The 26,253-nt window shown below is 50.5% G+C and carries 25 protein-coding genes and 1 pseudogene (1 of these 26 cut by a window edge); 20 read left to right on the top strand and 6 right to left on the bottom strand.

All coding sequences use genetic code 11. The annotated features are described in order from the left end of the window. Window positions 1-9: 9 nt before the first annotated feature. The gene (locus T458_RS56915; RefSeq protein WP_144083831.1) at window positions 10-888 is read right to left on the bottom strand and encodes a hypothetical protein; all 879 of its coding nucleotides are present in this window, start codon (window positions 886-888) and stop codon (window positions 10-12) included. Window positions 889-1,831: 943 nt separating this feature from the next. Between T458_RS56915 and T458_RS40800 the strand changes: the two genes are divergently transcribed. The 9 genes from T458_RS40800 to T458_RS40770 all read left to right on the top strand — a co-directional run bounded on the left by T458_RS40800 (window position 1,832) and on the right by T458_RS40770 (window position 8,782). Beyond that, window positions 1,832-3,010 (top strand): acyl-CoA dehydrogenase family protein, encoded by a 1,179-nt coding sequence (locus T458_RS40800; protein WP_023556826.1) that lies wholly within the window; start codon window positions 1,832-1,834, stop codon window positions 3,008-3,010. Between the two features lie 33 nt (window positions 3,011-3,043). Continuing rightward, window positions 3,044-3,496: a pyridoxamine 5'-phosphate oxidase family protein gene (locus T458_RS40795; protein WP_023556825.1), complete on the top strand. Its 453-nt coding sequence runs from the start codon at window positions 3,044-3,046 to the stop codon at window positions 3,494-3,496. A gap of 154 nt (window positions 3,497-3,650) precedes the next feature. Beyond that, on the top strand, window positions 3,651-3,824 hold the full coding sequence (locus T458_RS57190) for a hypothetical protein (protein WP_023556824.1): 174 nt from the start codon (window positions 3,651-3,653) through the stop codon (window positions 3,822-3,824). A 322-nt stretch (window positions 3,825-4,146) separates the two neighbouring features. Further along, complete coding sequence (locus T458_RS40790) at window positions 4,147-4,719, top strand: sulfurtransferase TusA family protein (RefSeq protein ID WP_023556823.1); 573 nt, start codon at window positions 4,147-4,149, stop codon at window positions 4,717-4,719. Between the two features lie 37 nt (window positions 4,720-4,756). Then, window positions 4,757-5,893, top strand: a complete 1,137-nt coding sequence (locus T458_RS40785; RefSeq protein WP_023556822.1) for an MBL fold metallo-hydrolase — start codon at window positions 4,757-4,759, stop codon at window positions 5,891-5,893. 44 nt (window positions 5,894-5,937) lie between these two features. Then, window positions 5,938-6,168, top strand: coding sequence for a sulfurtransferase TusA family protein (locus tag T458_RS40780; protein WP_023556821.1), 231 nt, complete (start codon window positions 5,938-5,940; stop codon window positions 6,166-6,168). 73 nt (window positions 6,169-6,241) lie between these two features. Then, window positions 6,242-7,021: a sulfite exporter TauE/SafE family protein gene (locus T458_RS40775; RefSeq protein WP_023556820.1), complete on the top strand. Its 780-nt coding sequence runs from the start codon at window positions 6,242-6,244 to the stop codon at window positions 7,019-7,021. A gap of 93 nt (window positions 7,022-7,114) precedes the next feature. Next, window positions 7,115-8,149 carry a redoxin domain-containing protein gene (locus tag T458_RS57595; RefSeq protein WP_023556819.1) on the top strand — a complete coding sequence of 345 codons (1,035 nt, stop codon included), beginning with the start codon at window positions 7,115-7,117 and terminating at the stop codon, window positions 8,147-8,149. Window positions 8,150-8,161: 12 nt separating this feature from the next. Next, window positions 8,162-8,782 carry a nucleotidyltransferase family protein gene (locus tag T458_RS40770; protein WP_023556818.1) on the top strand — a complete coding sequence of 207 codons (621 nt, stop codon included), beginning with the start codon at window positions 8,162-8,164 and terminating at the stop codon, window positions 8,780-8,782. On the opposite strand, the gene T458_RS0128810 is transcribed toward T458_RS40770, so the two are convergent. The 4 genes from T458_RS0128810 to T458_RS40755 form a co-directional block, all read right to left on the bottom strand. Next, window positions 8,779-9,150: a DUF5360 family protein gene (locus tag T458_RS0128810; protein ID WP_023556817.1), complete on the bottom strand. Its 372-nt coding sequence runs from the start codon at window positions 9,148-9,150 to the stop codon at window positions 8,779-8,781. The genes T458_RS40770 and T458_RS0128810 overlap by 4 nt on opposite strands. Continuing rightward, window positions 9,147-9,476, bottom strand: a complete 330-nt coding sequence (locus T458_RS40765) for a DMT family transporter (protein WP_023556816.1) — start codon at window positions 9,474-9,476, stop codon at window positions 9,147-9,149. The genes T458_RS0128810 and T458_RS40765 overlap by 4 nt, the downstream gene beginning before the upstream one ends. A gap of 2 nt (window positions 9,477-9,478) precedes the next feature. Then, entirely contained in the window at window positions 9,479-10,051 is a 573-nt protein-coding gene (locus T458_RS40760) for a TetR/AcrR family transcriptional regulator (RefSeq protein ID WP_023556815.1), read from the bottom strand. A gap of 137 nt (window positions 10,052-10,188) precedes the next feature. After that, window positions 10,189-10,569, bottom strand: a complete 381-nt coding sequence (locus tag T458_RS40755; protein ID WP_023556814.1) for an ArsR/SmtB family transcription factor — start codon at window positions 10,567-10,569, stop codon at window positions 10,189-10,191. 172 nt (window positions 10,570-10,741) lie between these two features. Here T458_RS40755 and T458_RS40750 point away from each other — a divergent pair, with 172 nt between their 5' ends. The 8 genes from T458_RS40750 to T458_RS40710 all read left to right on the top strand — a co-directional run bounded on the left by T458_RS40750 (window position 10,742) and on the right by T458_RS40710 (window position 20,580). Further along, the gene (locus tag T458_RS40750) at window positions 10,742-11,020 is read left to right on the top strand and encodes a hypothetical protein (protein ID WP_023556813.1); all 279 of its coding nucleotides are present in this window, start codon (window positions 10,742-10,744) and stop codon (window positions 11,018-11,020) included. Window positions 11,021-11,211: 191 nt separating this feature from the next. Next, entirely contained in the window at window positions 11,212-13,425 is a 2,214-nt protein-coding gene (locus T458_RS40745; protein WP_023556812.1) for a heavy metal translocating P-type ATPase, read from the top strand. Between the two features lie 265 nt (window positions 13,426-13,690). Continuing rightward, a complete protein-coding gene (locus tag T458_RS40740; protein WP_023556811.1) occupies window positions 13,691-14,926 on the top strand; it encodes an MFS transporter in 1,236 nt (411 codons plus the stop codon). Between the two features lie 289 nt (window positions 14,927-15,215). Then, on the top strand, window positions 15,216-16,325 hold the full coding sequence (locus T458_RS40735; RefSeq protein WP_023556810.1) for an acyl-CoA dehydrogenase family protein: 1,110 nt from the start codon (window positions 15,216-15,218) through the stop codon (window positions 16,323-16,325). A gap of 1 nt (window position 16,326) precedes the next feature. Next, a complete protein-coding gene (locus T458_RS40730; RefSeq protein ID WP_023556809.1) occupies window positions 16,327-17,112 on the top strand; it encodes an SDR family NAD(P)-dependent oxidoreductase in 786 nt (261 codons plus the stop codon). Window positions 17,113-17,720: 608 nt separating this feature from the next. Beyond that, the gene (gene ltrA, locus T458_RS40720; RefSeq protein ID WP_023556808.1) at window positions 17,721-18,974 is read left to right on the top strand and encodes a group II intron reverse transcriptase/maturase; all 1,254 of its coding nucleotides are present in this window, start codon (window positions 17,721-17,723) and stop codon (window positions 18,972-18,974) included. A 180-nt stretch (window positions 18,975-19,154) separates the two neighbouring features. After that, window positions 19,155-19,727, top strand: coding sequence for a TetR/AcrR family transcriptional regulator (locus T458_RS40715; protein ID WP_023556807.1), 573 nt, complete (start codon window positions 19,155-19,157; stop codon window positions 19,725-19,727). A 19-nt stretch (window positions 19,728-19,746) separates the two neighbouring features. Next, window positions 19,747-20,580 carry a CPBP family intramembrane glutamic endopeptidase gene (locus tag T458_RS40710; RefSeq protein WP_023556806.1) on the top strand — a complete coding sequence of 278 codons (834 nt, stop codon included), beginning with the start codon at window positions 19,747-19,749 and terminating at the stop codon, window positions 20,578-20,580. A gap of 51 nt (window positions 20,581-20,631) precedes the next feature. On the opposite strand, the gene T458_RS40705 is transcribed toward T458_RS40710, so the two are convergent. Beyond that, the gene (locus T458_RS40705; protein WP_290367275.1) at window positions 20,632-21,840 is read right to left on the bottom strand and encodes an ATP-binding protein; all 1,209 of its coding nucleotides are present in this window, start codon (window positions 21,838-21,840) and stop codon (window positions 20,632-20,634) included. A gap of 277 nt (window positions 21,841-22,117) precedes the next feature. Between T458_RS40705 and T458_RS40700 the strand changes: the two genes are divergently transcribed. The 3 genes and pseudogenes from T458_RS40700 to T458_RS40690 all read left to right on the top strand — a co-directional run. Next, on the top strand, window positions 22,118-23,104 hold the full coding sequence (locus T458_RS40700; RefSeq protein ID WP_023556804.1) for a glutaminase: 987 nt from the start codon (window positions 22,118-22,120) through the stop codon (window positions 23,102-23,104). 88 nt (window positions 23,105-23,192) lie between these two features. Then, window positions 23,193-24,558: pseudogene (locus tag T458_RS40695) on the top strand (sigma-54 interaction domain-containing protein). Window positions 24,559-24,942: 384 nt separating this feature from the next. After that, window positions 24,943-26,253 carry the 5' portion of a GntP family permease gene (locus tag T458_RS40690; protein ID WP_031305729.1) on the top strand. 81 nt of this gene lie beyond the right edge of the window, so only the first 1,311 of its 1,392 coding nucleotides appear in the window; the start codon lies at window positions 24,943-24,945; its stop codon lies beyond the right edge, outside the window.

Genomic DNA, 26,253 nt, shown 5'->3' with positions numbered 1-26,253 from the left:
ACAAGTTGATCATAGCGTTGGAGGGAACTTTCTACGCGAGTTCCCGGAGGGGACAACGTCTCTTCCCACGTGACAGGAATCGCGACTTCCGTATTTTACACCTAACACGGCCGTGATACGTGTAACCGGTGTGTTTTGACCTAGTAGAGCAATTATTTCCTGGATCTGTTCGATTGTGTAAATGTCACACCAGTGCGCCAATGCCTGAAGACGACCTTTTCGCTCTGTCAGATCCTTCACGGTTACATACTCTTGCAAGATCTCTGGTAGCATACGGAGAAACTGCGAGTGCGTCACACTACGTGGTTTTTTTAGCCATCCAGTGCATATTAGTGACCACGGAATATCCATACTTCGTCCCGTATAAGGTCTGGGTACTTCCCGGATTAGCTGGTGTTGGCCGTTTAGAATGACGAGACGATCCCAAAACGTTTGGATCAGTACCTCGCTGCCTGGAGTTGACATCCCCAGCAACGGAACCGTCATTTCATCCATCCGAATCTCTCCATACTTATTCACCACTGCAGTACCCAAGCGAAAAGCCTCAAATCCTTGCTCTGGCAGGGTAAGCAATTTACGACGATCATCCTCCCACAGATCTGCGATGCAACGATTTAGAGCATAATGCTGACGATCACGATCTCGTTTTGCTTGCTCGGCGAAGTAGGAGGCTAACTGTTGATGGGAATCGGCACAGCCCAATTGCGTTTGGAGGTGCCCCTTCTCATGACTGCTGTATGGGTTGCAAAAGACAGCTTCAAACCGGTAGGGAGCGCAAAATCGTTGGAAGCCTTCCGTTAATGCGTTCGCCCTGCTTCTCAATATGAACGACGGCAGCGGAAAGATTGTCAAACCAGATTCGCTGAGGAACTCCTCCCATTTGTTCAAAGCACAGCTTCATTGCCTCCAAAAAGCATTCCTGATTCTCCGCCGGTGTCGGATAAACGAAGGAGGCATTACTGTACGGAAAAGACATGACGAGCAGTATGTGAGTAATCGATGATCTTGGCATACCTCAATGGTTGTAAAGTCCACCTGTGCCTCACCCGGTGGATGTTCTAGCCGTTCGTACGTTTTGGCACGATCCAGTTCCATTTCATTCTTTCGTCGCTGCACGTAGGCCAATACTGTACGTTGCCCACCAGTAAATTGATGTTCGTCGCGCAAACGTTGGAAAATGCGCACACCTGTGTGTCGCTGCTTACGGGGGACCAAACGGTCCTCCTCCAACCACGTATCGATGATCTCCATAAACGGACCATGACAGGACTTCTACCCTTTCGTTTCTTCATCGAGGCATTCCAATCCGTTTGATCGGTATATTTTTTGGCAGTCCGCCAGTGAACACCCACACGTTCTGCAATCTCGTTTACCGAGCATTCTTCTACTTCGCGTAAAAACCTGATATAGTGTTGTTGAGGCATTTTCAGCATCCTTTCCATTCTCCTTCGCTAAGTTGTCCCAAACCTAACGGTAGGAGGAAGTATTGATGCTGACCAAGTGCCTTTTTTGTATTTGTATTGAGCATTTTTACGCTGCAATATTAGTCATTTCTATTGTGCAAAAAACAGAGGTGAGTAATATCTAACGAAAGTTTCATTTTAAAGAGAAGAATAATGTTCGGCGACGGCGATGAAATAGCGGAGTTGGCGTATGTCCATACAGACCTCCCGTGAGCTCTCTATTCTTGGTTTTATCATAACATGTCGGTGGACTGCGGGTGTATTGTAATAAGCTTTCCTTATTACAGATATAATCTCCCAATATTTCAAAATACTCTTGATTTCTGCTACCATACAAATAAGTCATCTCAAGCAGGGAGGATACTACGTTGTCTACCATCACGCATGATGAAGCCGTCGCTCGGGCGATCAGCATGATTCCGCGCATTCAATCCCGCGCTCAGCTATCCGAAGAACTTCGCCGCCAACCGCAGGAAAATATCGATGATTTTATCGCCTCCGGCCTGATCCGCGCCTTGATGCCCAAACGTTGGGGCGGGCATGAGCTGGGAGTGGAGACGATGTATAAAACGACCTTTGAAATTGCCAAGGCTGACCCATCAGCGGGCTGGTGCTTTGGACTTCTGGTCCTTCATTCCTGGATGCTCGCGTATTACCCCGAACAGGCACAGCAAGATGTCTGGGGGGAGAATCCCGACGCCTGCATCGCGTCGTCGTTCGGCTCTCCGCAGTCACAAGTGACCCGCGTAGAAGGCGGTTTTCGCGCCAGTGGGATCTGGGGCTTCTCATCGGGGATCGACCACAGTGACTGGGCGATGCTGTTTGGCAGCGTGCCGGCACAGGAGGAGGGGGCTCCGCCCTATGCCATGATGATGCTGGTGCCGAAAAAGGATTACACGATCCTCGATACCTGGCATACCGTCGCCCAGAGAGGGACAGGAAGTAAAAACCTGCAGCTGAACGATGTGTTCGTACCGGAGCATCGGACCTTCGACATGGTCGCCTGGTGTCAACGGGGAGTGGGGCCGGGGAACCTCATCAACGATCTTCCGCTCTACAAAAATCCTTTGTACGCGGTCATTCCGGTCAGTTTGACAGCGGCCCTCCTGGGGGCGAGTGTCGGCGCCTATGAATTGTGGCGGGAGGGAATCCGGACCAAATCCAGCGTACGCCAGGCAAAAATCGCGGACTTCACGCATCAGCAGATCCGGGTCGCAGAGGTATCCGCCACGCTGGATGCGGCCATCGCTCTCTTTGAAAAATCGCTGACCCGTCTGAGCACAGATACGCCTATCGATACGTATGAGCGTCTGCGACTGCGCCGAAACTATGGCTTCACAGCGAAATTGTGCAAAGAAGCTGTCAAGACCATCGTCGACTACAGCGGTGCGAGCAGCATGTATGAAACCCATCCGTTGCAGCGATACTGGAGGGATGTGCAAGCCTCGTCCATGCATATTACCTTCAATATGGATCATTTGGGGGAAATGTTTGGAAAAATAGAATTGGGAATATCTTTAAGCCCGAAAGATTCGCTGTTATCATAAGAAGCATGATAGAAAAAGGAGGGTTCCATACAAATGAGCAAACAAATTCCTCAAGAATTGTCGCAAGAACAGATCGACTTTATGAATGACAAGCCTTTGATTCTGCTGAGTACGATCGATGCGGAAAGCAATACGCCGAACACATCCGCCATCTCCTGGGTGAAGGCGCATACACCGACAACAATCCGCTTCGCCGTTACCAACAATTCTCGTACTGCGGCAAATGTGAAGGCAAATCCTCGCGTGTCGCTGACCATGATCGCGTTGGGCACCGTCTACTCGATTGTCGGAGAGGCGCACATCCTCGAGGACAAAATCGAAGGCATCGCCATGCCGCTGTCCAAAATCGAGGTTCGCATCGAAGGCGTATTTGAATCCATGTTCTGGGGGGCTGCGATCACACAAAACCCAGCCTACGAAAAAACCATGAACATCGATAAGGCGATTGCCTTGGATAATCAAGTGTTTGCCGCATTGCTGTCGTAATGCCGCTAGACTAGGAAGGCCGAGTGAAAGCAGGAGAAATCCCGCTGCCGCTCGGCTTTTTATGTGGAGAAGGAATTTGAGAGAAAAAGTATAGATCAAGGAATGGATGAGAATGCTAGAACTATCACCATCAATTGGAAAGGAGTTTTGGCCAATGGAAATAACCCTAGGAGCTGATGAGGTCATACACCGCATCCGTCAAAGGCAGTCCAATGGAGATTCACTCAGTAAAAAGCAGGTGAAGCAAAACGATCCTGAGTTGATGCGAAGCGCGTTGTTTTATTTTCCAAGCTGGGAGCATGCGTTGAAGAGTGCCGAAAATCTATAGTTAAAAGTATGGTAAGGAAGGGGCCAGTCGTGTCCCTTCCTATTATTTTTGGACTTAAACAGATGCTTAATAGGGTCTGAAAGTGGCGTTCTAGGTGCAAAAGAAGGCGAATGCAAGAATTTTCCCGGTAATCGTGCCCTTACAGAGAATAAGGAACGTGGCGCTTGACAGGTACATTCGAGCCATGTAATATACCTATAGGGGTATAAGTAAATGATGAAACAACCGCCAACAGACTTTCTAAGGAGAGCGAAATTTTTTTATCCGAAATAATACCCCCATAGGTATGCCGAACCCACTTTCAAAATACAGGAGTGAGATCATGGACTTTAAAGTAGATAAGGTTCTGGATTGCAAAGGGCTCGCTTGTCCAATGCCGATTGTCAAAACCAAAAAGACCATCGAACAAATGGAAGCAGGTCAGGTGCTGGAGATGCAGGCGACTGACAAGGGCTCTGTAGCCGATATTCAGGGCTGGGCAAAAACGACCGGTCACGAATACTTGGGTACGGAGACAGAAGGCGATGTGTTCAAGCATTATCTGCGAAAGGCTGGCCCGCAGGCAGCCAATGATCCGTCCACGTATCCACAGACCATCTCGAATGCCCTGCTACTGCAAAAGCTGGAAGCACGCGAAGCGATCATCGTTGTCGACGTGCGTGAGTCCGATGAATATGCAGATGGCCACATCCCGGGCGCAAAAGCGATTCCCTATGGCGAGCTGGAAGGCAGATGGGGTGAGCTGAACCCGGACCAAGAAATCATGGTCGTCTGCCGAACGGGCAACCGCAGTGATCTGGCATGCAGGTTCCTGGCCGAGAAGGGTTTTTCCAAGCTGAAAAACGTCCTGCCGGGCATGTCAGGCTGGAATGGCCCGGTCGAAACCGGAAAATAAGCGAAGCAAGCGAACCTTATATAAGGAGGAAACGAAAATGATCACCATGATGACGGCAAAAGATGTTGCCACAATGGTAAAGAACAAGGAAGAACTGTTTATTCTCGATGTTCGCAACCAGACTGACTATCAGGATTGGAGAATCGAAGGAGAGCAAGTAGAGAGCATCAATATTCCGTATTTTGACCTGATCGACGGCGTAGACGGGGTGCTTGACCAGATCCCAGCCCATAAAAAGCTCTTGGTCGTCTGTGCCAAGGAAGGCTCCTCCAAGTTCGTCGCAGAGCAGCTTGCAGAAGCAGGATTGGAGCAGGTAGCCTACCTGCAAGGCGGCATGAAGTCCTGGAGCGAGCATCTGGAACAAGTGCTGGTCTACGCGGATGAACGCATGAAAGTCTACCAATACCTGCGTATGGGTAAAGGCTGCCTTTCCTATATGGTGGTATCCGGTGGGGAAGCGCTGGTGATTGACCCATCCCGGTTCACAGATGTCTATCTGGATGCCGCGAAACATGAGGGTGCAAAAATCTCGCACATCGTCGATTCCCACTTGCACGCGGATCACATCTCAGGAGGAAAACAATTGGCGCAGATGACTGGAGCCGATTACTACATGATGAAAAGCGAGGGCGCTGTCTTTTCCTTCAAGCCCTTGGAGGAGTATGATCGCATCCGCTTTGCCCAGGTCGACCTGCGCGTATTGGCAGTGAAAACACCGGGACATACCCCTGGCAGTGTCTCTTTCTTTGTAAATGACAAGCTTTTGTTCTCCGGCGATACCCTTTTCGTAGGTGGATTGGGACGCCCGGACCTTGGAGGCAAGGCAGCCGAATGGGCGCAGGACCTGTATGACACGGTGTACGAAAAAATAGCTGCCATGGCGGATGATGTCATCGTTTTGCCCGGCCACTACGCCGAATTGGACAGAGAAGTGAATGAAGCAGGCTACGTAGGAGCACAGCTTGGTGTGATTCGCGCTGCCAATGAATTGATGAACCAGCAGGACAAGAAATCGTTCGTCGATCAGGTTGTCGCCCAGTCCAAGACGGAAACACCGCCCAACTTCGAGGAGATTATCGCGATCAATCGCGGGGTGGAGGAAGCGACCGCAGAGCGCCAGCAAGAGCTGGAGATCGGTCCGAACCGTTGTGCTCTGCACCACACTCATGAATAACCAGGCAAAACCAAACACCATACAAAAAACGGGAGGTAACGAATATGAACAGCACAAAAATCATTGACGCCAAAGGACTTGCTTGCCCGATGCCAATCGTACGTACCAAAAAAGCGATGGATGAGCTGGCACCAGGAGAGATTCTGGAAGTGCATGCGACAGATAAAGGCTCGAAAAACGACCTGACAGCGTGGGCTGGCTCCACGGGGCATGAACTGCTGAAAAGCGAAGAAGAAGCTGGCGTGTTCAAGTTCTGGATTAAAAAAGGCGAGTAATACAACATAAACGGTACCGGAGCGGCAAGAATAATTGCCGCTCCTACTAGTAAGAGAGGAGAGGATGGGCCTTATGGACTTGGGGTTGATCATCACGTTGTTTGCCATCGGCTTCGTAGGGTCCGCGATCTCTGGCATGGTAGGGATTGGCGGGTCGATTATCAAGTATCCGCTGCTCTTGTACATCCCGCCTGCTTTGGGATTTGTCGCCTTTACCGCACAAGAGGTATCGGCGATCAGTGCGGTGCAGGTCTTTTTTGCCACGCTGGCCGGGATGTTCGCTTACCGCAAAGGTGGATATATCAACAAATCATTGATTCTGACGATGGGGTTCGCCATCATCATCGGGAGCTTCGCCGGCGGTTTTGGTTCCAAGTTTCTGCCAGACCAGGTGATCAATCTGGTCTATGCCTTTCTCGCCCTGATCGCTGCGGTAATGATGTTTATGCCCAAAAAAGGGGATGAACTGGAGGATTACACCAAGCTTGCATTCAACAAGCCGCTGGCTGCCGTGCTGGCCGGTGTGATCGGGATTTTGTCAGGGATCGTAGGGGCAGCGGGTGCGTTTATTACCGTTCCTGTGATGCTTGTGATTCTTAAAATTCCGACTAGGGTCGCGATTGCTTCATCCCTCGCAATCACCTTTATCGCTTCCATAGGCTCCACAGTAGGGAAGCTGATGGGTGGGCATACGTTGCTGATTCCTTCGCTGGTCATGATTGTGGCCAGTATGATCGCATCGCCGATCGGAGCTGCCATCGGCAAAAGGATGAACACCAAGCTGTTGCAAGGAATTCTGGCGATCTTGATTACAGCCACAGTCGTCAAAATCTGGATGGACATTCTCATGTAGAGGCGACATGTACTATGAGACGTTACAAGCCTACTCATCTCTTGTATCATGGAGGTAACATGGAGATAAATACGAGAGCGGGGAGTTGACGGATTGCTAGATGTCATCCAATTGGGTCCATTTTTGATCAAAATGACAACCATCCTCTACATTGCGGCGGGTTTGCTTGGTTATCTGACGATCTTCTTTTCCCTGAAGAATGAAGCTGCCTTGAGAAAAGAGATCACGGAGATGGTCAGTACGGCAGTGATTGCGTCGCTGCTCATCTGGAAGTTCAGCTACGCCCTTTTTCATCCACAGAATGTTTGGGAAAATCCTGCCGCCCTGCTCTATTTTTCTGGAGGAGATGCCGGGGTTTGGCTGGCAGTTCTTGCAGCAGCTGCATATTTGGCTTTCCAGATCAGGAAGCGGCAAATCCCGGTGAAGCTGTTTGGAAAGACGCTTGTTCTGGGTCTGGTCACGGCCTGGGGAGCCGGTCATCTGCTCTGGGCTGTTGTTTTTCGGCAGGATTGGCTATATGACGCTGGACAGGCGGGAATTAGCCTGATTTTGTTCCTCTGGCTGACAGCAGGGACAGTACAGCGGAAGAGATGGGTAGCGATTGCAGGCATTATCGGCCTGATCGGCTGGGGGATGCTGAATACCGGAAGCTCTTCCCTCGTCCCAGGACAAGCGAGCGGAAACGAGACGCTCAAGGTCGGCTTGAACAAAGGGGAGCTTGCCCCCGACTTTGAATTGCGCACGCTGGAGAATGAGCGTATTCGGCTGTCGGAGCTGAAAGGTCAGAAGGTAATCCTCAACCTCTGGGCCACCTGGTGTCCGCCGTGTCGGGCCGAGATGCCGGATATGCAGGCATTTTACGAGCAGGAAAAAGACCAGGGCGTGACGATCCTAGCCGTAAACCTGTTTGATACGGAACAGGGTGAGGAGCAGGTAGCCGCTTTCCTCAAGGACTACGGCATCACGTTTCCGGTCGTTTTGGACGAGGGCAAGCAAATCTCGCGCCTGTATCGAGCAATCTCAATCCCGACCAGCTACATCATCGATTCTCAGGGCGTGATCCAGTACAAAATGATCGGACCGCTCACCAAGGAAATGATGGAAAAAATGCTGGCTTCTATCGAATAGGGGGAGTGGACCATGACACTTCAAGTCGCGGCGATCGTCTTGGCTGCTGGCATGTCGAGGCGCATGGGGGCCGCCAAGCCTTTTTTGGAGTTGAACGGAAAGCCTTTGTTTCGCTACGCCGTAGAGCGGGCAGTCGCTAGCGGCTTGCACCCCGTCGTGTTGATCACAGGGGAGCATAGCGCAAGAATGCGTCAGTTGACTGGCGATCTGCCGCAAGTCGAGGTCGTCGACAATCCGGAGTACCGGACGGGCATGGCTGCTTCCCTGCGTGTCGGGGTTGCGGCAGTACGGGGGCGCGCCGATGCGGCACTGGTGTTTTTGGCGGATCAGCCTCTCGTACCCGATGCGGTGGTGCAGGGATTGGTCGATGCCTATCGCAGCCGCCATGCAGAGGGAGTGCGGATCGTCCGTCCGTTGTATGCCGGGAGTGCTGGCCATCCGGTTTTGTTCGCTTCCTCTCTCTTTGACGAACTGTCCCAAGTGTCCGGGGATCAAGGAGGCAAGGAGGTAGTCAGCAGATACAAGCAGCAGATGGCAGCCGTTTCTTTTGAGCAAGCGGAATGGGGCCTGGATGTCGACACCCCTGAAGAGTACCAGGCGCTCCTCCGCAAGCAATCACAGCTATTTGACTAAAGGGTCGCTGACGTAAGCCGTTCTCCAAAAGGCAGGAAGGAAGATCGGATGGCCCAATAGGAAATCGCCATGAAACCGGAGCAAAAGGTGAGAATAAGCGAAAGAAAGGCTGCAGACTTCCATGCTGGAGCCTTTTTTCGATGCAAATAAATAGCGCCAAGCCCAGAAGCCGAGATCATCATATCCAAAGGAAAGAAGGACCAATTCCAGGCAACCAGAATGGGGTTCGTATAATCAGAGTAGGCGTACTCTACGGGAATCAGGCCCGCTGCGGTGAAACTGAAATACAGGATAAACGCCAAATCCGTGACAAGGAAAAACCAGCGCAAAATACGCATGTCAGGCTGTTTCGGGCTTGGTACAGTCATGAGGACGCACCTTCTCCACCCATATTCAATCCAATGACACCAAGAATGATCAGCAGAATAGAGACAGCTTTCCATACGTTCAACGATTCCTGGAATACCAGAAAACCGATTACCGCGATCGCCGCAGTCCCGATGCCGGACCAGATCGCATAGGCGACACTGACGGGAATTTGCTTCAAGGAAAGGTTCAGACTGGAAAACGCCAATAGATAAAAAACGACCATCAGTGTAGAGGGCCAAACTTTGGTAAACCCTTGTGAAAGCTTCATCGACACCGTCCCCGCCACTTCCAGCAGGATGGCAAACATCAAGTACAGCCACGCCATTGTTACTCGCTCCTTTCGTCTTCCCTTATCGTGATGCCATAGAGCAACGTATCCACCATCGTGTGTGTGGCACGGGTGAGCGACTCCGTGGAATGGATTAAGAATTCGGGGTCAAAGATCGCACCGGAGGCTCCGCGCATGATCTGAATGACAGTTGGCACATGGACAGGGCGCAGCTCGCCGCTGGCAATGCCTTCGTGGATAATGGCCGTTACCGTATCCCATTCCTCCTGCAGTAATTGATCGATCTTTTTCCATTCTTCCGGAGCAAATCGCTTCATTTCGTCCAGCAGACGGACATCGCCAATATGCAGTCCGCTGGGAAGAATGGAGAGAACCTCCTTTAATTTTCGCACCGAACTCCAGTCCTGATGGTCATAAATCGCTTTTTCCGCCTGCTTGACTTCCGCTATGGCCTCATCGACGATCACGCTGATCATCTGCTCCTTGGATTCAAAATGCTCATAGATGGTACGCTTGCTAATCCCCAACAGAGCAGCAAGATCGTTCATCGTAAATTTCAATCCTTTTTTCACGATCAGCTCCAATGCCGCTTGCTGCAGTCTTTTTTCCAAAGGAAATCGTCCCTCCCGTCGCGGTGGATTCGTTTTGGTAACAATGGTACTATATTATTATTTCCAGTACCGGAAGGGAAGGGGTAAAAAAAGCTTTGTCCCCACCGGAACTCCGATGGAGCAAAGCTTTTGAAAGCTCATGCTTTGGGGATCAATGCCTTTTGTTCTTTGGCATGCTCGACGCCGGCAAAGATCAGATGGCGCACATGGTCGTCATCCAGGGAGTAGAAGACCAGCTTGCCTTCTTTGCGGTATTTCGCCAATCCCATGTTGCGCAGCAGACGCAAATGATGAGAGGTGTTTGCAATGGAACTGCCGATGACGGCAGCGATGTCGCAGACGCACAGCTCCTCTTCCAAAGACAGGATATGAATGATCTTGGCGCGGGTATCGTCGGCCAATGCCTTGAAGATTTTCGCAACGCCTTCGGATTCGTGTGCCAAGGGGCGCAAACGATTTACTTTTTCATCATCGAAGCATTGAATTTCACAGACGTCGTCCTTTTGTTTGGACGCCATGAAAAATCACCTCTTATTCATTACACTCAATGTCCTCCTATTATAACACTCAAGCGATAAGTGAAAAGGCAAAAGGGACATTTCTGTGACGTGGTAGTGCATGCCTGCTTTTTCGTGTAAGATGGACATGTTTATACATCGGATCGGTGTTCGACACGGGAGGAGAAAGAGGATGGAAGTACACGGCAATTGTCCGAAATGCAAATCGCTGAAAATTGATTTTAAAGAATCGATCAATCGCGTCCTATACGTTGTCATTTACGCGTTTGTATTAATGGTGATCGCCTGGATCGGGATTCGCCTGAACGGGACTCCGGTGATTTTTTTGTTCCTCGGTCTGACCGGGGCGTTTTTGCTCTTCATCGTGAGGCTGATCCTGGAAAGACGAAAGGTGATTCACTGCACCTGTCTGGATTGTGGGACGAAGTGGCTGAAGGGGCCAAAGGAATAAAAAGAATATCGACAGGGCATGGTGTAGAGACTTCTCTTGTAGGGAAGTCTTTTTCTTTACAAAAAATAGGCGAAAAATTCAAATCTACACTTGAATGATGAGTTTGGTTTGACTATTATAATAATTAAATATCCATTTGAATGATTCGTGCATAGAAATGGAGCAAGGGAATGGGATCGAGGTGAGCGACGATGTCCAGTTCAGAACAACACGCCCATAAGCATGACCACGACCACGATCATGATCACTCTTCATGCGGGCTAGGCGATCACAAAGAGCAGGCCGTGCCGTTCGCGGCATCTGCGGCTGCGGCAGTATATCGCATACAGGGGATGGATTGCAGTTCTTGCGCCAAGTCGCTGGAGAAGCATATGCGGACCTTGGCGGCAGTCAAAGAGGTTAACGTCAATTTTTCTACAGGAAAGATGCATATCGTAGAGGAAGGGCTGGGGAAGGAAGCGGTCATGCAGGAGGTCTCCAAAGCGGGATACACGGCAAGCCCGCTCGCCAAGCGCATGGGTGCCAAGGAAGCCTCTGCTGATCGTACGGGAACGCAATTGACGATCCTCTCCGGTATTTTATTGTTGCTCGGCATTATCGGTTCTTTTACCAGTGTTCCCGAGGCTGTGACCATCAGCTTGTGGGCATTGGCGATCGTGACTGGGGGCTACAAACCTGCCCGAAGCGCTTTTTACGCGATCAAAAGCGGTTCGTTGGACATGAACGTCCTGATGAGCGCTGCTGCGATCGGGGCCGCTGCGATTGGAGAATGGCTGGAAGGGGCGACAGTCGTCTGGCTGTTTTCTGTCGGCAATATGCTGCAGGCACGCTCCATCGAAAAAACCAGGGATTCGATCCGCAATCTAATGGATCTGGCGCCGTCTGAAGCCTGGGTGAAAACAGGCGACTCCCTGACGCGCAAGCAAGTGGAGGAAATTCAGGTAGGCGAGATCATCGTCGTCAAGCCGGGGGAAAAAATCCCTCTGGACGGCGAGGTCCTCGTCGGGACTTCCAGCGTCAATCAAGCCCCGATTACAGGGGAATCGATTCCGGTCGACAAGACAGCTGGTGATGTGATCTTTGCCGGGACGGTCAACGAAAGCGGAGCATTGGAAGTGAAGGTGACGCATCTCGTCGAGGATACGGCGATTTCCCGCATCATTCACCTAGTCGAAGAAGCACAGGAGAAAAAGGCGCCGACACAAGCCTTTGTCGATAAATTTGCCGAGATTTACACCCCGATTGTTCTGGTGCTGGCAATGCTTGTCATCGTTTTTCCGCCGCTGTTTTCCTTTGGCACATGGGGAGAATGGTTTTACAAGGGATTGGAGCTGCTAGTTGTCGCGTGTCCATGCGCACTGGTCATCTCTACACCGGTAGCGATTGTATCTGCGATTGGCAATGCAGCGCGCCATGGGGTATTGATCAAGGGCGGTGCATTTTTGGAGAAAGCTGGTGCCATCCAGGCCATCGCATTTGACAAGACCGGGACATTGACAGAAGGAAAACCCGAGGTCAAAGAAGTGCTGACCACTGCAGGGGAGTCCGAGGAGCAAATGCTGCGGATCGCCCGAACTGTGGAAGAACAAGCGAAGCATCCGATCGCGCAGGCGATTGTCACCTATGCGCAGAAGCGCGGTTTTGCTCCGCTTGCCGGAAACGATTATCGGGCTATCGTCGGCAAAGGAGCGGAAGCCGTGATCGCAGGCGAGACCTACTACGTCGGAAAACCTGCGCTGTTTGCAGAGCTGGGGGTCTCGACTGCTGACTGGGAAGATTCGATCCAGAAGCTGCAGGAAGAAGGGCATTCCCTGATCGTCGTAGGCACGGCTAAGCGGATCATCGGGTTGATTGCAGTCGCCGATACGATCCGGGAGATTACGGTACGTGCGATCCAGCGGCTGAAAGCGGACGGGATTCGCGAGATTGTGATGCTGACCGGGGATAACGCTGGTACAGCGCGCAAGGTGGCGGATCAGACTGGGGTCAGCCGTTTCCAGGCCGAGCTGTTGCCCGAGCAGAAGGTGGAAGCTGTCAAATCGATGCAACAAAAAGGTCAGGTCGTTGCGATGGTAGGGGATGGCATGAACGATGCCCCTGCATTGGCGACGGCGGATCTGGGGATTGCGATGGGAGGAGCGGGGACCGATACGGCAATGGAGACGGCCGACATCGTGCTGATGGCGGACAATCTGGAAAAGCTGCCGCATACGGTGAAGCTGAGCCGAAAAGCACTGCGAATCATCAAGCAAAACATCTGGTTCTCGATCATCATCAAGCTGGCAGCGCTGATTCTGATCTTCCCTGGCTGGCTGACCCTGTGGCTGGCTGTCGTCAGTGACACCGGGGCTGCTCTCATCGTGATCTTGAACAGCATGAGGCTTTTGAGGTTCAAGGATTCCTGAGATTTTTTCCTTGTGCTCCTCTTACTTTTTATGGTATCCTATGTTCATTCTAATGCGAAGGGATGACCTAAAACGCCAATGATCATCTAATACCGATTCCAAGAAAGCAGTCGAATATATGACCTTGCGATTTTCTGGATAGGATTAGTATGCATATTGGCAAATAGAAGGTAGCTCCCACCCGTATTGGGGGATTTTTGTCTTCTTTTTTGTGAAAATATGTAAACCTCCTGTCCAGAAGCGTAGGGATGAGGAGGTTTTTTTTATGTCAGGTTTACTGCGAAATCGTTACGTGCGATCGATTTTGTTATCCGGTTTGTTTTTGCAAATCGGAATATGGGTGCGCAACTTTGCGATCCTGCTTTTTATTATGGAGCGCACCGGAGGCGACGCGTTTGCCGTCTCCATGATTTCGGTAGCAGAGTATGCCCCGATCTTTTTATTTTCTTTTTTGGCAGGGACTTTTGCCGACCGATGGCGGCCCAAGCGGACGATGGTCTGGTGTGATGTGCTGAGTGCTGCGTCCGTTCTTGCTGTACTGGTGACATTTGTTTTTGGGACGTGGAAGGCCGTCTTTTTTGCGACACTGATTTCCGCGATTCTCTCCCAATTTTCACAGCCGTCCGGCATGAAGCTGTTCAAGCTGCATGTGCCAGCCGAGCAGCTGCAAGCCGGAATGTCCGCCTATCAGACCTTGTTCGCGCTCTTTATGGTCCTGGGACCAATTATGGGGACGTTTGTGTTTCAGAGCTTCGGATTGGAAGTAGCGATGGGGATTACCGCAGTGGCTTTTCTCTGTTCAGCGGCGGTCCTGTATTCCTTGCCGCCTGATCCGATGCCGGAGAAAAACGCAGAGAAATCACAGCTTCTGCAAGAAATGGTCAGCGGTCTTCGCTACATGAAGACGAACCGGGTGCTGAGCATCCTCGGCTTCTGCTTTGCCGCGGCAGGTCTGGGCCTGGGAATGATTCAACCGCTGGGTATTTTTGTGGTTACCGAACGACTGGGTCTCCCGAAGGAAAGTCTGCAATGGCTGCTGACTGTCCAAGGTGTCGGGATGATTGTCGGCGGGGGGCTGGCGATGACCTTTGCTAAGAAAATCGCGCCACAAAGACTGTTGATGATCGGGTTGTTGGGCAATGCCGTTGCGTTCAGCGTGATGGGAATTTCCACGACGCAGTGGCTGACGCTGTCGATCTGTCTGCTCGGAGGACTTTTGCTGCCATGCATTCATATCGGGATCAACACGCTGATCATGAAGCATACGGAGAGCGCCTTTATCGGACGTGTAAACGGCATTTTGACACCGTTGTTCACCGGGTCGATGGTGATCACGATGAGTGCGGCAGGGGTATTGAAGGAGCATTTTTCCCTGCTGACGATTTATCAAGGATCTGCGATTCTGTTCGTCATCGGGATGTTGTTTATCCTGCCGTTGGTTCGGATGCCGCAAGAACCGCTGGTGCGAAGCCAGGAAGAAAGACAAGTTGCCCCGGAGTAATTTCCGGGGTTTTTTGTGCTTCAAAAAAAGACAAACCATAAAATTGAATATTGTGAAAATACCGTTAAATACTTAACGTTCTGATATATTCTGGTGTGAGATAATTCCCCTAAATATGTTGGAAGTGAAACCAGGAGGGGATTGTCATGGATTTTCGCTTTACAGAAGAGCAGCAAAGCGTGATTGATCTGTGCAAGGAACTGGCAAAAGACTTTCGTACAAGGGCTGCAGAGCATGATCGCGATCGCTCTGCACCAGAAGAGAATTACGCGATCCTGCGGGAGAAGGATTGTTCGGGATCGCGATTCCCAAAGAATACGGCGGGTTGGGCATCGGCTTTTTGGGGTATTCGGCAGCGATCGCAGAGCTGGCGCAAGGCTGTGCGGCTACGGCCAACTCTTTTAACATGCATGCCAATGCCACCGGGGCGATTCTCCAACACCCGGATATCTCCGAACAGGTCAAGCAGCGCGTAGTCGCCCTTGCCTTGCAAGAAGGGAAGCTGTTCTGTACTTCGGTATCCGAGCCATCCTCCTCCAGTTTGCTGTCAACCTCGTATACCCCGTCCCTTGCAGCCGTCAAGGTGGAGGGAGGCTACCGCTTGTATGGAAAAAAAGCGTTTTGTTCCATGGTGGAATCCAGCGATTACGTCTACCTGTATGCGCATCCCAAGGGAGATCCCAATCCGCAGGCGAGCATCGGCTTTTTGGTGCCGATCGATCGATGCACGGCAGAAGGCGTCACGGTTCACGACGTCTGGAACACATTGGGGATGCGGGCTACTCGCAGCAATACCGTAGAGTACAATGGAACTTTTGTGCCGGATGAACTTGTGCTGCATCAAACGGATGAATTCCTGAACGATTTTATCATTCGGGGGGCGAACTGGTCCTTCGGCGGGTTTGCCGCTGTCTACCTGGGCGTAGGGCTAGGGATCCTGAACTACGCAAGCGAGCTGCTGACCGCGAAAAAACCAAAGGGCTTTGCACAATCACAGGCCTTTCACCCGGATAGCCGCCGCAGGATCGGAGAAATGGCTGCCGAGCTGAACGGCGCGTACTGGGTGATGATGCACGCCGCTTGGCATAGCGATACGTATGGTCCGAGTGTCCAGACGTTCTTCCATCTGGTAAGGGCGAAGCATATGATCGCCGCGGCTACCTCCAATGCAGCCCGCTCGGCCTCCATCGCCAACGGTGCGCATGGGATGATGAAGGAATATCACCTGGAGCGGATGGTGCGCGATGTCGCGACAGCTCCAATCATGCCTCCGAATATCGATGCCTGCGCGGACCAGATCGGCTTGCTGACGATGGGGCTGAATCCGGCAGAGGCGTGTCCGCCCTTGCAGGTAAGCGAGCCGTTGTTCACGCCGGAAGTAAGGGAAGAGGTGCGATAAGATGGCACATACAGGACGTTTGCAGGGGAAAGTGGCGATCATCACGGGCGCAGGCAGTGGAATCGGTAGGGCGACGGCGGAGCGGTTCGCGCAGGAAGGAGCTTTGCTTGTCTTGAATGACCTCGATGAAGCAAGACTCCAGGCTGTCATCCAGTCAACCCCCAATCCCGATCAACATACGTATGTTATCGGAGATGTTTCCCTCGAGGAGACGGCGATCCGGCTATCGGAAGCCGCCATCCAACGCCATGACCGGATCGACGTGCTGGTCAACAACGCAGGAATTCACTATATCCAGGATATTACGGATATTTCCACCGAAGAGTTTGACCGGTGTATCGGCATCAATTTGAAAAGCATGTTCCTCTGCTGCAAAGCGGTCATTCCGCAGATGCAAAAACAGCGGAGCGGGTCGATCATCAACCTGGGCTCCATCTCCTCGTTTGTCGGACAGGAGATGCTGGGGCGAAGCACGGTTCTGTACAATATCACCAAAGCCGGTGCCTTGCAGCTGACCAAGTCCTTGGCGACACGCTACGCCGCAGAAGGCATCCGGGTCAATGCCATCTGTCCGGGTGGCACGCGTACCAACCAAATTACAGAGGAGCATACGCAAAACGCCGTGACCATGGACCAATTCTGGCAGTTCGCTGGTGACTCTCATCCGATGGGACGTTACGGGGAACCGGCTGAGATTGCCAATGGCATTCTGTTCCTTGCTTCGGATGAAGCTTCCTTTATGACTGGCGCGCCACTGATCATCGACGGCGGGTATTTGGCGAGGTAGATGAATAGGCAGATAAACGCATAACCCAGCGGATGTCGCTGGGTTTTTTTATGGTGTGCCCGGCATGGGCGTTGTCTCTAGGGTGAAAGTCCCGAATGGCGAAGGCAACAGTAGCCACTAGCTTACGACAAGGGTGTCCACCGCGAGGTGGAATCTGAAGGAAGTCTGCGGCAAACCTCCGGCCTGAGGAACACGAACTTCATATGAGGCTAACGATAGCTGGATGAGTCTGCCATACAAGACGAAGTCCATGTTGCCAAAGGCTATCGGGAGTAAATGAAGCAGGTGGATGGAGGGAAAGACAACGTTCTTACCCGGGGAGACCTGACTGGGACGCCATGCCCTCATGGTAACCTTCTCCGCTAGGAGAAACTGAACGGTCAGGAGTCAGCAGAGGCCATAGTACCGGAGTAGAGGACGCTTGAAACGGGAAGGGCCGAACATTTAGGAAGAACGGGACGCTAGGCGTTCACTCTTTATGATGATGCAGACAATCCGGATGGACTTACTTGAAGGAGGAAATGGTGAATCCATGGGGGACTTCAAGAGGGCGGAATAGAGAGTGGCACAAGTAGAAAGAACGTTCACGCGAAAGGATATCTGGTTTTATGATGGGACAACTGCTGTCACGGGAAAACCTCCTGTTGGCACTAAAGCGAGTAGAAAAGAACAAAGGAAGCCACGGTGTGGATGGTATGTCCGTAAAATCCCTACGTCAACATATCTTATCCAACTGGGACTCCCTACGAGCGTCATTGGAGAATGGAACCTATGTACCTTCGCCAGTCCGACGAGTCGAAATCCCGAAACTGAACGGTGGTGTTCGGCTATTAGGCATTCCTACCGTGACCGACCGTCTCATCCAACAAGCAATTGCACAGGTTCTTTCTCCGATATTTGATCCTATGTTCTCCGAACATAGTCATGGATTCCGTCCAAGAAGACGGGGACATGACGCAGTCAAGAAGGCACAGACATACATCGAGGAAGGATACCGTTGGGTCGTAGACATGGATCTTGAGAAGTTCTTCGATAAGGTAAACCACGATAAACTTATGGGGCTTATCGCAAAACATGTCAAAGACAGAACTATCCTAACCCTCATCCGACGCTATCTCGAATCAGGGATTATGGTTAATGGTATGGAAATTGAAAGCGATCAAGGGGTGCCGCAAGGTGGCCCGTTGAGTCCGCTCTTATCCAATATCATGTTGCACGAACTCGACAAGGAACTGGAAAAGCGGGGGCTTCGATTCCTTCGCTACGCAGATGACTGCAACATCTATGTGAAGTCAAAGAAGGCAGGAATCCGCGTGATGGATTCCGTGACCACGTTCATTGAGAGAAAGCTCAAGCTAAAAGTCAACATGGAGAAAAGCGCCGTTGATCGCCCATGGAATCGTAAATTTCTTGGTTTCAGTTTCACGGTGAACAAATCGCCCAAGATTCGAATAGCGAACGATAGTCTGAAGCGAGCAAAACAGAGGATTCGGGAGATCACCTCCCGCACTAAACCACTCCCAATGGAATACAGAATTGACGATCTCAATGAGTACCTTACAGGTTGGTGTGGCTATTTTGCCTTGGCTGATACCCCTTCGGTGTTCAGCCATCTTGACGAATGGATTCGAAGAAGACTCCGAATGTGTCTCTGGAAAGAGTGGAAGCGCCCGAAAACAAAAGTAAAAAGGCTTATCTCCTTAGGAGTTCCCAAGGAAAAAGCCTATGAATGGGGCAATTCACGAAAGAAACAATGGCGAATTGCATGTAGTCCAATTCTTCACCGAGCATTGAATAATGCTTACTGGCGTAATCAAGGTTTGAAGAGTTTGTCAGACAGATACTGCGTCATACCTAAATGAACCGCCGTATACCGAACGGTACGTACGGTGGTGTGAGAGGACGGGGGTTAGTCACCCTCTCCTACTCGATTAAAAGATAAGAATACGTTTTCGGAGTGTTGACATACATATCGTTCGATATATAATATATGATATAAAACAATTGATATGTAATGAATGTTCGATTAGAGGAGAGAGCAAATGGCACCAAAAACAAAGTTTACGAAAGAACAGATCATTGATGCGGCGTTCGAAATTGCGAGGACGGAAGGAGTCGATTCCATTACTATCCGCAAGGTAGCGGAGAAGCTAGGGAGCTCGATTGCCCCGATTTATGTGAATTTCAAGGAGGTTGGCGAGCTAGTCGAAGAGGTGTACAAGAAGACCTTCGAGGTCAGCAGACAGATTTTGATGGAGCAAAACTCGGGGCATCCGTTCCACGATATCGGGGTGGCCAGCATCCGGTTTGCAAGGGAGTATCCGGTTTTGTTTCGCGATCTTGTGATGAAGAAGAACGATCAAGCGAAGCACAATGAGGAAGAGACGCAAGGCTTCATCAAGATGATGAGAATGGACCCCGATCTGAACGGATTGACTGATGATGAATTGCTGGCAATTTTGCTAAAGATGAAGATTTTTCAGGTCGGGATGAGCGTGATGGTGGCAAATGAATTGCTGCCGGGAGATTTTTCGGAAGAACAGATGATTCAGGTGATGAGCAGCGCGGCTGAAGATGTAATCAGCGCAGCGAAGCGTCGTGCAGAACGACAATAATCAAGAGGAGAATGTAAAAATGTCAGCGGCAAGACGAAAGTCTAGTCTAATCTTGTTCATTGTGGTGGTGTTGGCGAGCGGTTGGATTGGCGTGTTGGTAGATTCGAAGCTTCCGGAGCAGCCGGCGGAGAATTCATTAGGAATGGGATTGTGGCTTATATTGCCGTTTATCGCAATGCTCGTTCTGCGGCTTGTGAATCGCGATTGGAAGGATATTGGCGTTCTGCCGAATTTCAGAGGGAATATGAAGTGGTATGGCGCAGCGATCGCGATCTATCCGGTTATGACTGTTATCACGTTCGGTCTTGCATGGCTGTTTCATAGCGCTAGTATTTCTGATGTGGAACGCAACTCAATCCTATCCCTTATTGGTGTTTCCATCGCAGGTAACTTTATGAAGAACATCTTTGAAGAGTTTGCCTGGCGCGGGTATTTGACTCCGAAACTGATTGAGCTGAAGCTGAATGACTGGATGCTCTATCTCGTATCCGGACTTGTGTGGGCGCTGTGGCATGCTGCGTATTATATGGTGTTCCTGCCTGACTCTTACTTCGAGACGACTCCGAGAATGGGCTTTCTCTTCATAGGCTGTGCATTAATGGTAGCATGGTCGGTGATGTACGTTGAAATGTATCGGCTGACGAAATCTGTATGGCCGTGCGTGTTGATGCATGCTTTGGAAGATGGAGTGCCTACCTTGTTGTTGTCTGTAGCCGGGGTTTTTTCATTCACGAAAACAGCCGAACTTTGGCTCAGCCCGACCACTGGCATCATTACGACGATTCTGTTCGTCGGATTTGGATTGTGGCTCAGGTCGATAAGAAAGAAGAAGGAGCAGAAAATTACAATGTAGAGGGGAACAAAAAAGTTCCCAATAAGGGAACCTTTTGACAGTGCGCTTGTTTCAGTTTTCGTAATAAACGGGTAATGAAATCGTAAAAGCAGTCCCTCTGTTTAGTTCAGATTCCACTTCGATTGAGCCTTTCATATTCCTTATGATGCTATAAGAGACGGATAGGCCCACTCCCGTACCCTTGTCTTTGGTTGAATAAAAGGGGGTGCCGATACGTTTAATCTGCTGTTGCGTCATTCCGACGCCATTATCAATGATTTCAATGACATGAATGGATTTCTTGTTAAAGGCGCGAATCGTGAGGATTCCCTTGGAACCCATAGCTTCGACGCCGTTTTTGATGATATTGAGAAGTACCTGCTTGATTTCGCCTCTTTTTCCTTGCGTATAAAGCGAATCTTCTATGTATGAATGGATCTCGATATTGTGGACATTCGTGAATGAGGTAATGAGGTCGATTGTACTTTTGATTTCATTCGATAAATTCACGGGCTCGTTTTGGGGGCTGACAGGTCGAGCCAGGGACAAATATTCATTGATGATCGCTTCTGTCCGATCTAATTCATCCAGGGATATTTTGATATAGTATTTTTGGGTAGGATTCAGGTTGCTGTCTTCTTTCAATAATTGCATGAACCCTTTGATGGAGGTCATCGGATTTCGAACCTCATGGGCAATCGAGGCAGCTAATTGGCTGACAACATTTAATCTTTCGGATCTTTCCAGCTCCTCTTTCAGAGCGAATTGCTTATTAATATTTTCAATCATAAATACAATAATAACGAGCGTAACAAAGGTAAGAATGGAGAAAGCAAGCATAAAAGGAAGTTGATCGGTTTGGTCCATGATGACGAGCGTGATCCCCCGTGTGCATGCAATCGCCCAGTAAAACCCACTGATCAATGCTACCTTTGTCTTTATTTGCAAGCTGTCAAATTTCCGCTGAATGAGAAGGAGGAGTCCTGTCGCGATGATGTAATTGACTAGCGTTACATAGAAGCCTCCCCCACCCGACACACATCGGTATAACAGCATCACGATTATGGTCAGCAAGCCCGGCTGTATACCTCCATATAAAAATGCGATGACAATAGGGATGACTCTGAAGTCGTAAATAAACCCATCATGATACTCGATCGGGTTCGACATGGTTAGGATTAACGTGATGAGGACGATGAACAAAAACTTTGAGCGGAGTAATCGACGAACCTGATTATCTTCCTTGAGAAAGTTTTGGTAAATGGTAATAGGGAAAAGCATCAGTAAAAAATGATAGAGAATGTCCTTGGAAAAATACAGCATAGTATGTTCCTTCCTTAAAAAAGTAAGAACCATTCTGTGTTTATTTTTCTGTATTATCATTATTTTCAAATAGCTCGTCTATTTTGTATTATAACACTTTCAAAGAGTAGTAGGAATAAGGATGGCCCTTCTTCCCATTTTTAGCGCCGCTTGGGGAATAGTAAGCAGCAGGGGGAGTCGCGGATTGCAGTGAGGATGACTGCCCGATATGTTTTGGATGAGGTGAAGCATAAGCATGACGCAGGATATGTGGTCGAAAGAACATCAATCAGTGGAAGCCTGTTTGACCGAAGCCGTAAATCACTGTCGTCCCTTTGCACAGGAAGGGAAACCCGCTTCCTATATTCCGGCGTTGGCGAATGCGAATGCTTCGGATCTAGGGATTTGTCTCATGGGATGCGATGGCAGAATCGTCCATGCAGGTCAGTGGGAGAAGCCTTTCACGATGCAAAGCGTTTCAAAAGTCATCAGCTTCATGCTTGCTTGCGTCTGCCAGGGTATTTCTCGCGTGATGGAAATGGTAGATGTCGAGCCAACGGGCGATGCCTTTAATTCCATCATCCGTTTGGAATCCAGCCAGCCGGGGAAACCCTTTAATCCCATGATCAATGCGGGAGCGATCAGCATCTCTTCCATGCTTCCCGGCAGGAGGCCGGAGGACAAAGTAGAGTCTCTTCTGCAGTTTTACGAAAGCTTGACCGGGAAGCGCCCGCGTATCAACGAAGAAGTTTTTTCCTCGGAATGGGAAACAGCGAATCGCAATCGGGCTATCGCTCATTATCTGAAGGATACGGGGTATTTGCAGACAGAAGTCGAGGAAGCGCTTGAGGTATACTTGAAGCAGTGTTCCATTGAGGTAAATACGGCTGACCTTGCTCGTATCGGGATCATTTTATCCCGGGACGGGTATGATCCGATTCAGAGGAAAGCTCTATTTTCCAAGCAAATCGCCAAAATCTCCAAGGCGCTGATGCTCACCTGTGGCATGTACAACGCTTCGGGGAAGATGGCTGCCTTCATCGGCATACCGGCAAAAAGCGGCGTTTCTGGCGGCATTCTCGCTACGGTCCCTCCGCGGGTGGGAAAAAACGCTTCTTTTCCGTTCTCAGACGGCTGCGGAATCGGGATTTTTGCTCCTGCCATCGATCAAGCGGGTAACAGCGTGGCGGGAATCAAGTTATTGGAATGGGTGGCCAATGAGTGGGATTTGAGTGTTTTTTAAGGCTGAAGGAAAAAGGTTTGCCTCGGCACCATTTCTAGGGCAAACTTTACTCTGTAGCAAATATGTTCCAAACGAGGAGGGAATCGTCCTGGACTTGAATCTGCAACAAATCAGCAAGCTGCTGGAGGTTGTTTTTGAGAACGCCCATGAGCCGATGGTTGTGACGGACAAGGAAGGGAACATTCTCTTGTTCAACCGCAGCTATCGGGAGTTCCTTGGCATTCAGGAAAATGTGATCGGAAAGCCTGTGACAGAGGTTATTGAAAATACTCGCATGCATATCGTCGGTCGGGAGGGCGTTCCAGAAATTGCGGATATCCAGCAGATCAAAGGACAAAAAATGATCGCCCATCGGATTCCGATCATGGATGAGGGGCAAGTCATTGCCGTTCTGGGGACGGTGCTGTTCCAGGATGTGAAGGAACTGGCTTCGTTGGCAGCGATGGTCGGACAGTTGAAGGATGAACTGACCTATTATTAAGAAAGAGCTGCGCCGCAGGCTGGGAGCGACGTATCATTTTGACCAGATCGTCGGCTATAGCCAGAAGATGAAAGAGCTGAAGAAATTTTCGCAAAAGGTGGCGAAAAGCGATTCCACGGTGCTGATCACAGGGGAGAGCGGGACGGGAAAAGAACTGTTTGCCCATGCGATTCACGCGGAGAGCAAGCGGAAGATGGGACCGTTTATCCGGGTCAACTGTGCGGCCATTCCTGATTCACTACTGGAGTCTGAATTATTTGGCTATGAGGAAGGCGCGTTTACAGGAGCAGCCCGGCGGGGGAAGAAGGGGAAGTTCGAACTGGCGGATCACGGCACGATTCTGCTCGATGAGATCGGGGACATGCCTCTGCCGCTGCAAGCCAAGCTGCTGCGTGTCCTGCAGGAAAAAGAAGTGGAGCGAGTCGGCGCTGTGCGTTCCACTCCCATCGATGTCCGTGTGATTGCGTCGACCAACCAAGATCTTCCGGCTCTCATCAAAGACGGAAGATTCCGAGCAGACCTCTATTATCGGCTCAACGTGGTTTCGCTTGAGATTCCTCCATTGCGGGAGAGACTGGAGGATCTGCCCGAACTGGTCTCCAATCTGCTCCAACGTCTGGTAGAATCGACAGGCATCAGCGTCAAATCGATTGATGATGAGGCATGGAGTGTCTTGCGCAGCTACTCCTGGCCCGGCAATGTGCGGGAGTTGAACAACGTTCTGGAGCGTGCGTTGCATCTGCTCGAAGGAGATCAACTGAAAAAAGAACATCTCTGGCTGCCAGCGTCCGTGGAGTCACGGCCGTCCCGACCCGTACAATCGTTAAAGGAAACCTTGGAGCGCGCAGAGAAAGAGGCGCTGCTGATGGCGATGCAAGAGGCGGAGTGCAACAAGCTGGAGGCGGCCAAACTGCTGAAAATCAGCAAGTCGTCCTTTTATGAGAAATGGGAAAAGCATGGCTTGGCTACCTGATGAGAAGAGAACCCTTTCTGAGTGTCAAAGCAGAAGGGGTTTTTTGCTTTCCAGATTCGTGGAATGTGGGGAGGGGTAGCGGTTACAAGGGAAGGTTCCGGTATTCCAGGATTGTGGAAGGAAAATTCCGGATTTCTGGAAAAACAAAAGGGATCTTAGGATAGGCAGGGCGTGTAAACGTGGAGAAATGCCTGATGAGCAGGGCTTTTCACAAACTTGGAGGCGATTGGCACGCTACTTGCTTTTATAAACGGGCATGAAAGCGGTTTCTTTAGATTGGGATGGAAGGGGGAAGGGCTAAAGGCTGTTTTGAATGGATGACATGTGATGGAAAAGACAAGCGGCCCTCCAGAGCTGGAGCGGGCCGAACGAAAGGGGCATTGTATGTTTATTGAGGTATTTTCTATTCTTCTTGCTCTGGGATTGTTGATGTTTTTTGCCTACAGGGGTTATCCGGTCATTATTTTTGCGCCGATTTTTACCTTGCTCGCAGTGGTGATGTCTGGCATTGCGCTGCTGCCTAGCTATACCGAGACCTTTATGGTGAATGCAGCCAATTATGTGAAGTCCTTTTTCCCTATCTTTCTATTAGGTGCGGTATTCGGAAAAGTGATGGAGATGAGTGGAGCCGCTTCGTCGATTGCTCACCATATCGTCAAAGCCTTGGGCTCCAATCGGGCGATTCTGGCTGTCGTGCTTGCCTGTTCGATTTTGACTTATGGCGGCGTTTCCTTGTTCGTCGTAGCTTTTGCCGTCTATCCGTTTGCGGCCGCCATTTTCCGCGAAGCCAATATTCCCAAGCGCTTGATCCCGGGAGCGATCGCGCTGGGTGCTTTTACGTATACCATGGATGCCTTGCCGGGGACTCCGCAGATTCAAAATATCATCCCAACTACCTACTTCGGCACCGATGCCTATGCGGCGCCATTGGTCGGGATTATTGGCGCGATCATGGTATTTGCAGCGGGGATGTACTGGCTGGAACGCCGGCGCAAACAAGCAGCTGCTGCTGGGGAAGGATATGGAGAAGGGCATATCAATGAACCGGAACTGCAATCGAATCAAAACCAATCCTATATGAACATTTGGCTGGCGATTCTGCCGCTGGCGATTGTATTGGCCGGAAACTTTTTGTTCAGCCGCAGCGGCCTCTCGGTGGAGGGCTGGTATGATGCGAAAATGCTGGAGGAGAGCTTCAAGATCGCCAATGTAAAAACGGTGTCTTCCTCCTGGGCCTTGATTCTTGCACTTGGCTTGGGGATTATCGCCGCCATGCTGATCAATGCACGGGAAGTAAAAAACAAATTGGCAGCGGGGTTGTCTACTGCGGCTGCAGGAGCATTGCTTGCCATCTTTAATACGGCTTCCGAGGTTGGATTTGGAAACGTTGTCAAAACGCTGCCTGGTTTTACGGTAATTAAGGAGTGGATTGTAGGGGCGAGCAACAATCCGCTGGTGTCAGAAGCGATCGCAGTGAACGTGCTTGCCGGGGTGACAGGTTCTGCTTCTGGCGGTCTGTCTATCGCACTGGAAGTGATGGGCAAGCAATACCTGGAGATGGCCAATGCTTTGGGGATCAGCCCCGAGCTCTTGCACCGGATTGCCTCAATGGCATCGGGCGGGATGGATACTTTGCCTCACAACGGTGCGGTGATCACCCTGTTGGCGATCACAGGCTTGACACATCGGACGTCG

This window comes from Brevibacillus panacihumi W25, from assembly GCF_000503775.1.
Lineage (GTDB): Bacteria > Bacillota > Bacilli > Brevibacillales > Brevibacillaceae > Brevibacillus > Brevibacillus panacihumi_A.
This window is presented reverse-complemented; position numbering and strand designations above follow the sequence as displayed.

What these genes read in the sequence shown, in the direction of transcription:
- T458_RS40770 (WP_023556818.1), top strand. Translation starts at nt 8,162, where the DNA reads ATGACACTTCAAGTCGCGGCGATCGTCTTGGCTGCTGGCATGTCGAGG.
- T458_RS40775 (WP_023556820.1), top strand. Translation starts at nt 6,242, where the DNA reads ATGGACTTGGGGTTGATCATCACGTTGTTTGCCATCGGCTTCGTAGGG.
- T458_RS0128810 (WP_023556817.1), bottom strand. Translation starts at nt 9,150, where the DNA reads ATGACTGTACCAAGCCCGAAACAGCCTGACATGCGTATTTTGCGCTGG.
- T458_RS40785 (WP_023556822.1), top strand. Translation starts at nt 4,757, where the DNA reads ATGATCACCATGATGACGGCAAAAGATGTTGCCACAATGGTAAAGAAC.
- T458_RS40705 (WP_290367275.1), bottom strand. Translation starts at nt 21,840, where the DNA reads ATGCTTTTCCCTATTACCATTTACCAAAACTTTCTCAAGGAAGATAAT.
- T458_RS40740 (WP_023556811.1), top strand. Translation starts at nt 13,691, where the DNA reads ATGTCAGGTTTACTGCGAAATCGTTACGTGCGATCGATTTTGTTATCC.
- T458_RS40745 (WP_023556812.1), top strand. Translation starts at nt 11,212, where the DNA reads ATGTCCAGTTCAGAACAACACGCCCATAAGCATGACCACGACCACGAT.
- T458_RS40755 (WP_023556814.1), bottom strand. Translation starts at nt 10,569, where the DNA reads ATGGCGTCCAAACAAAAGGACGACGTCTGTGAAATTCAATGCTTCGAT.
- T458_RS40730 (WP_023556809.1), top strand. Translation starts at nt 16,327, where the DNA reads ATGGCACATACAGGACGTTTGCAGGGGAAAGTGGCGATCATCACGGGC.
- T458_RS40715 (WP_023556807.1), top strand. Translation starts at nt 19,155, where the DNA reads ATGGCACCAAAAACAAAGTTTACGAAAGAACAGATCATTGATGCGGCG.
- ltrA (WP_023556808.1), top strand. Translation starts at nt 17,721, where the DNA reads ATGATGGGACAACTGCTGTCACGGGAAAACCTCCTGTTGGCACTAAAG.
- T458_RS40710 (WP_023556806.1), top strand. Translation starts at nt 19,747, where the DNA reads ATGTCAGCGGCAAGACGAAAGTCTAGTCTAATCTTGTTCATTGTGGTG.
- T458_RS40780 (WP_023556821.1), top strand. Translation starts at nt 5,938, where the DNA reads ATGAACAGCACAAAAATCATTGACGCCAAAGGACTTGCTTGCCCGATG.
- T458_RS40700 (WP_023556804.1), top strand. Translation starts at nt 22,118, where the DNA reads ATGACGCAGGATATGTGGTCGAAAGAACATCAATCAGTGGAAGCCTGT.
- T458_RS40790 (WP_023556823.1), top strand. Translation starts at nt 4,147, where the DNA reads ATGGACTTTAAAGTAGATAAGGTTCTGGATTGCAAAGGGCTCGCTTGT.
- T458_RS40750 (WP_023556813.1), top strand. Translation starts at nt 10,742, where the DNA reads ATGGAAGTACACGGCAATTGTCCGAAATGCAAATCGCTGAAAATTGAT.
- T458_RS40765 (WP_023556816.1), bottom strand. Translation starts at nt 9,476, where the DNA reads ATGGCGTGGCTGTACTTGATGTTTGCCATCCTGCTGGAAGTGGCGGGG.
- T458_RS40795 (WP_023556825.1), top strand. Translation starts at nt 3,044, where the DNA reads ATGAGCAAACAAATTCCTCAAGAATTGTCGCAAGAACAGATCGACTTT.
- T458_RS57190 (WP_023556824.1), top strand. Translation starts at nt 3,651, where the DNA reads ATGGAAATAACCCTAGGAGCTGATGAGGTCATACACCGCATCCGTCAA.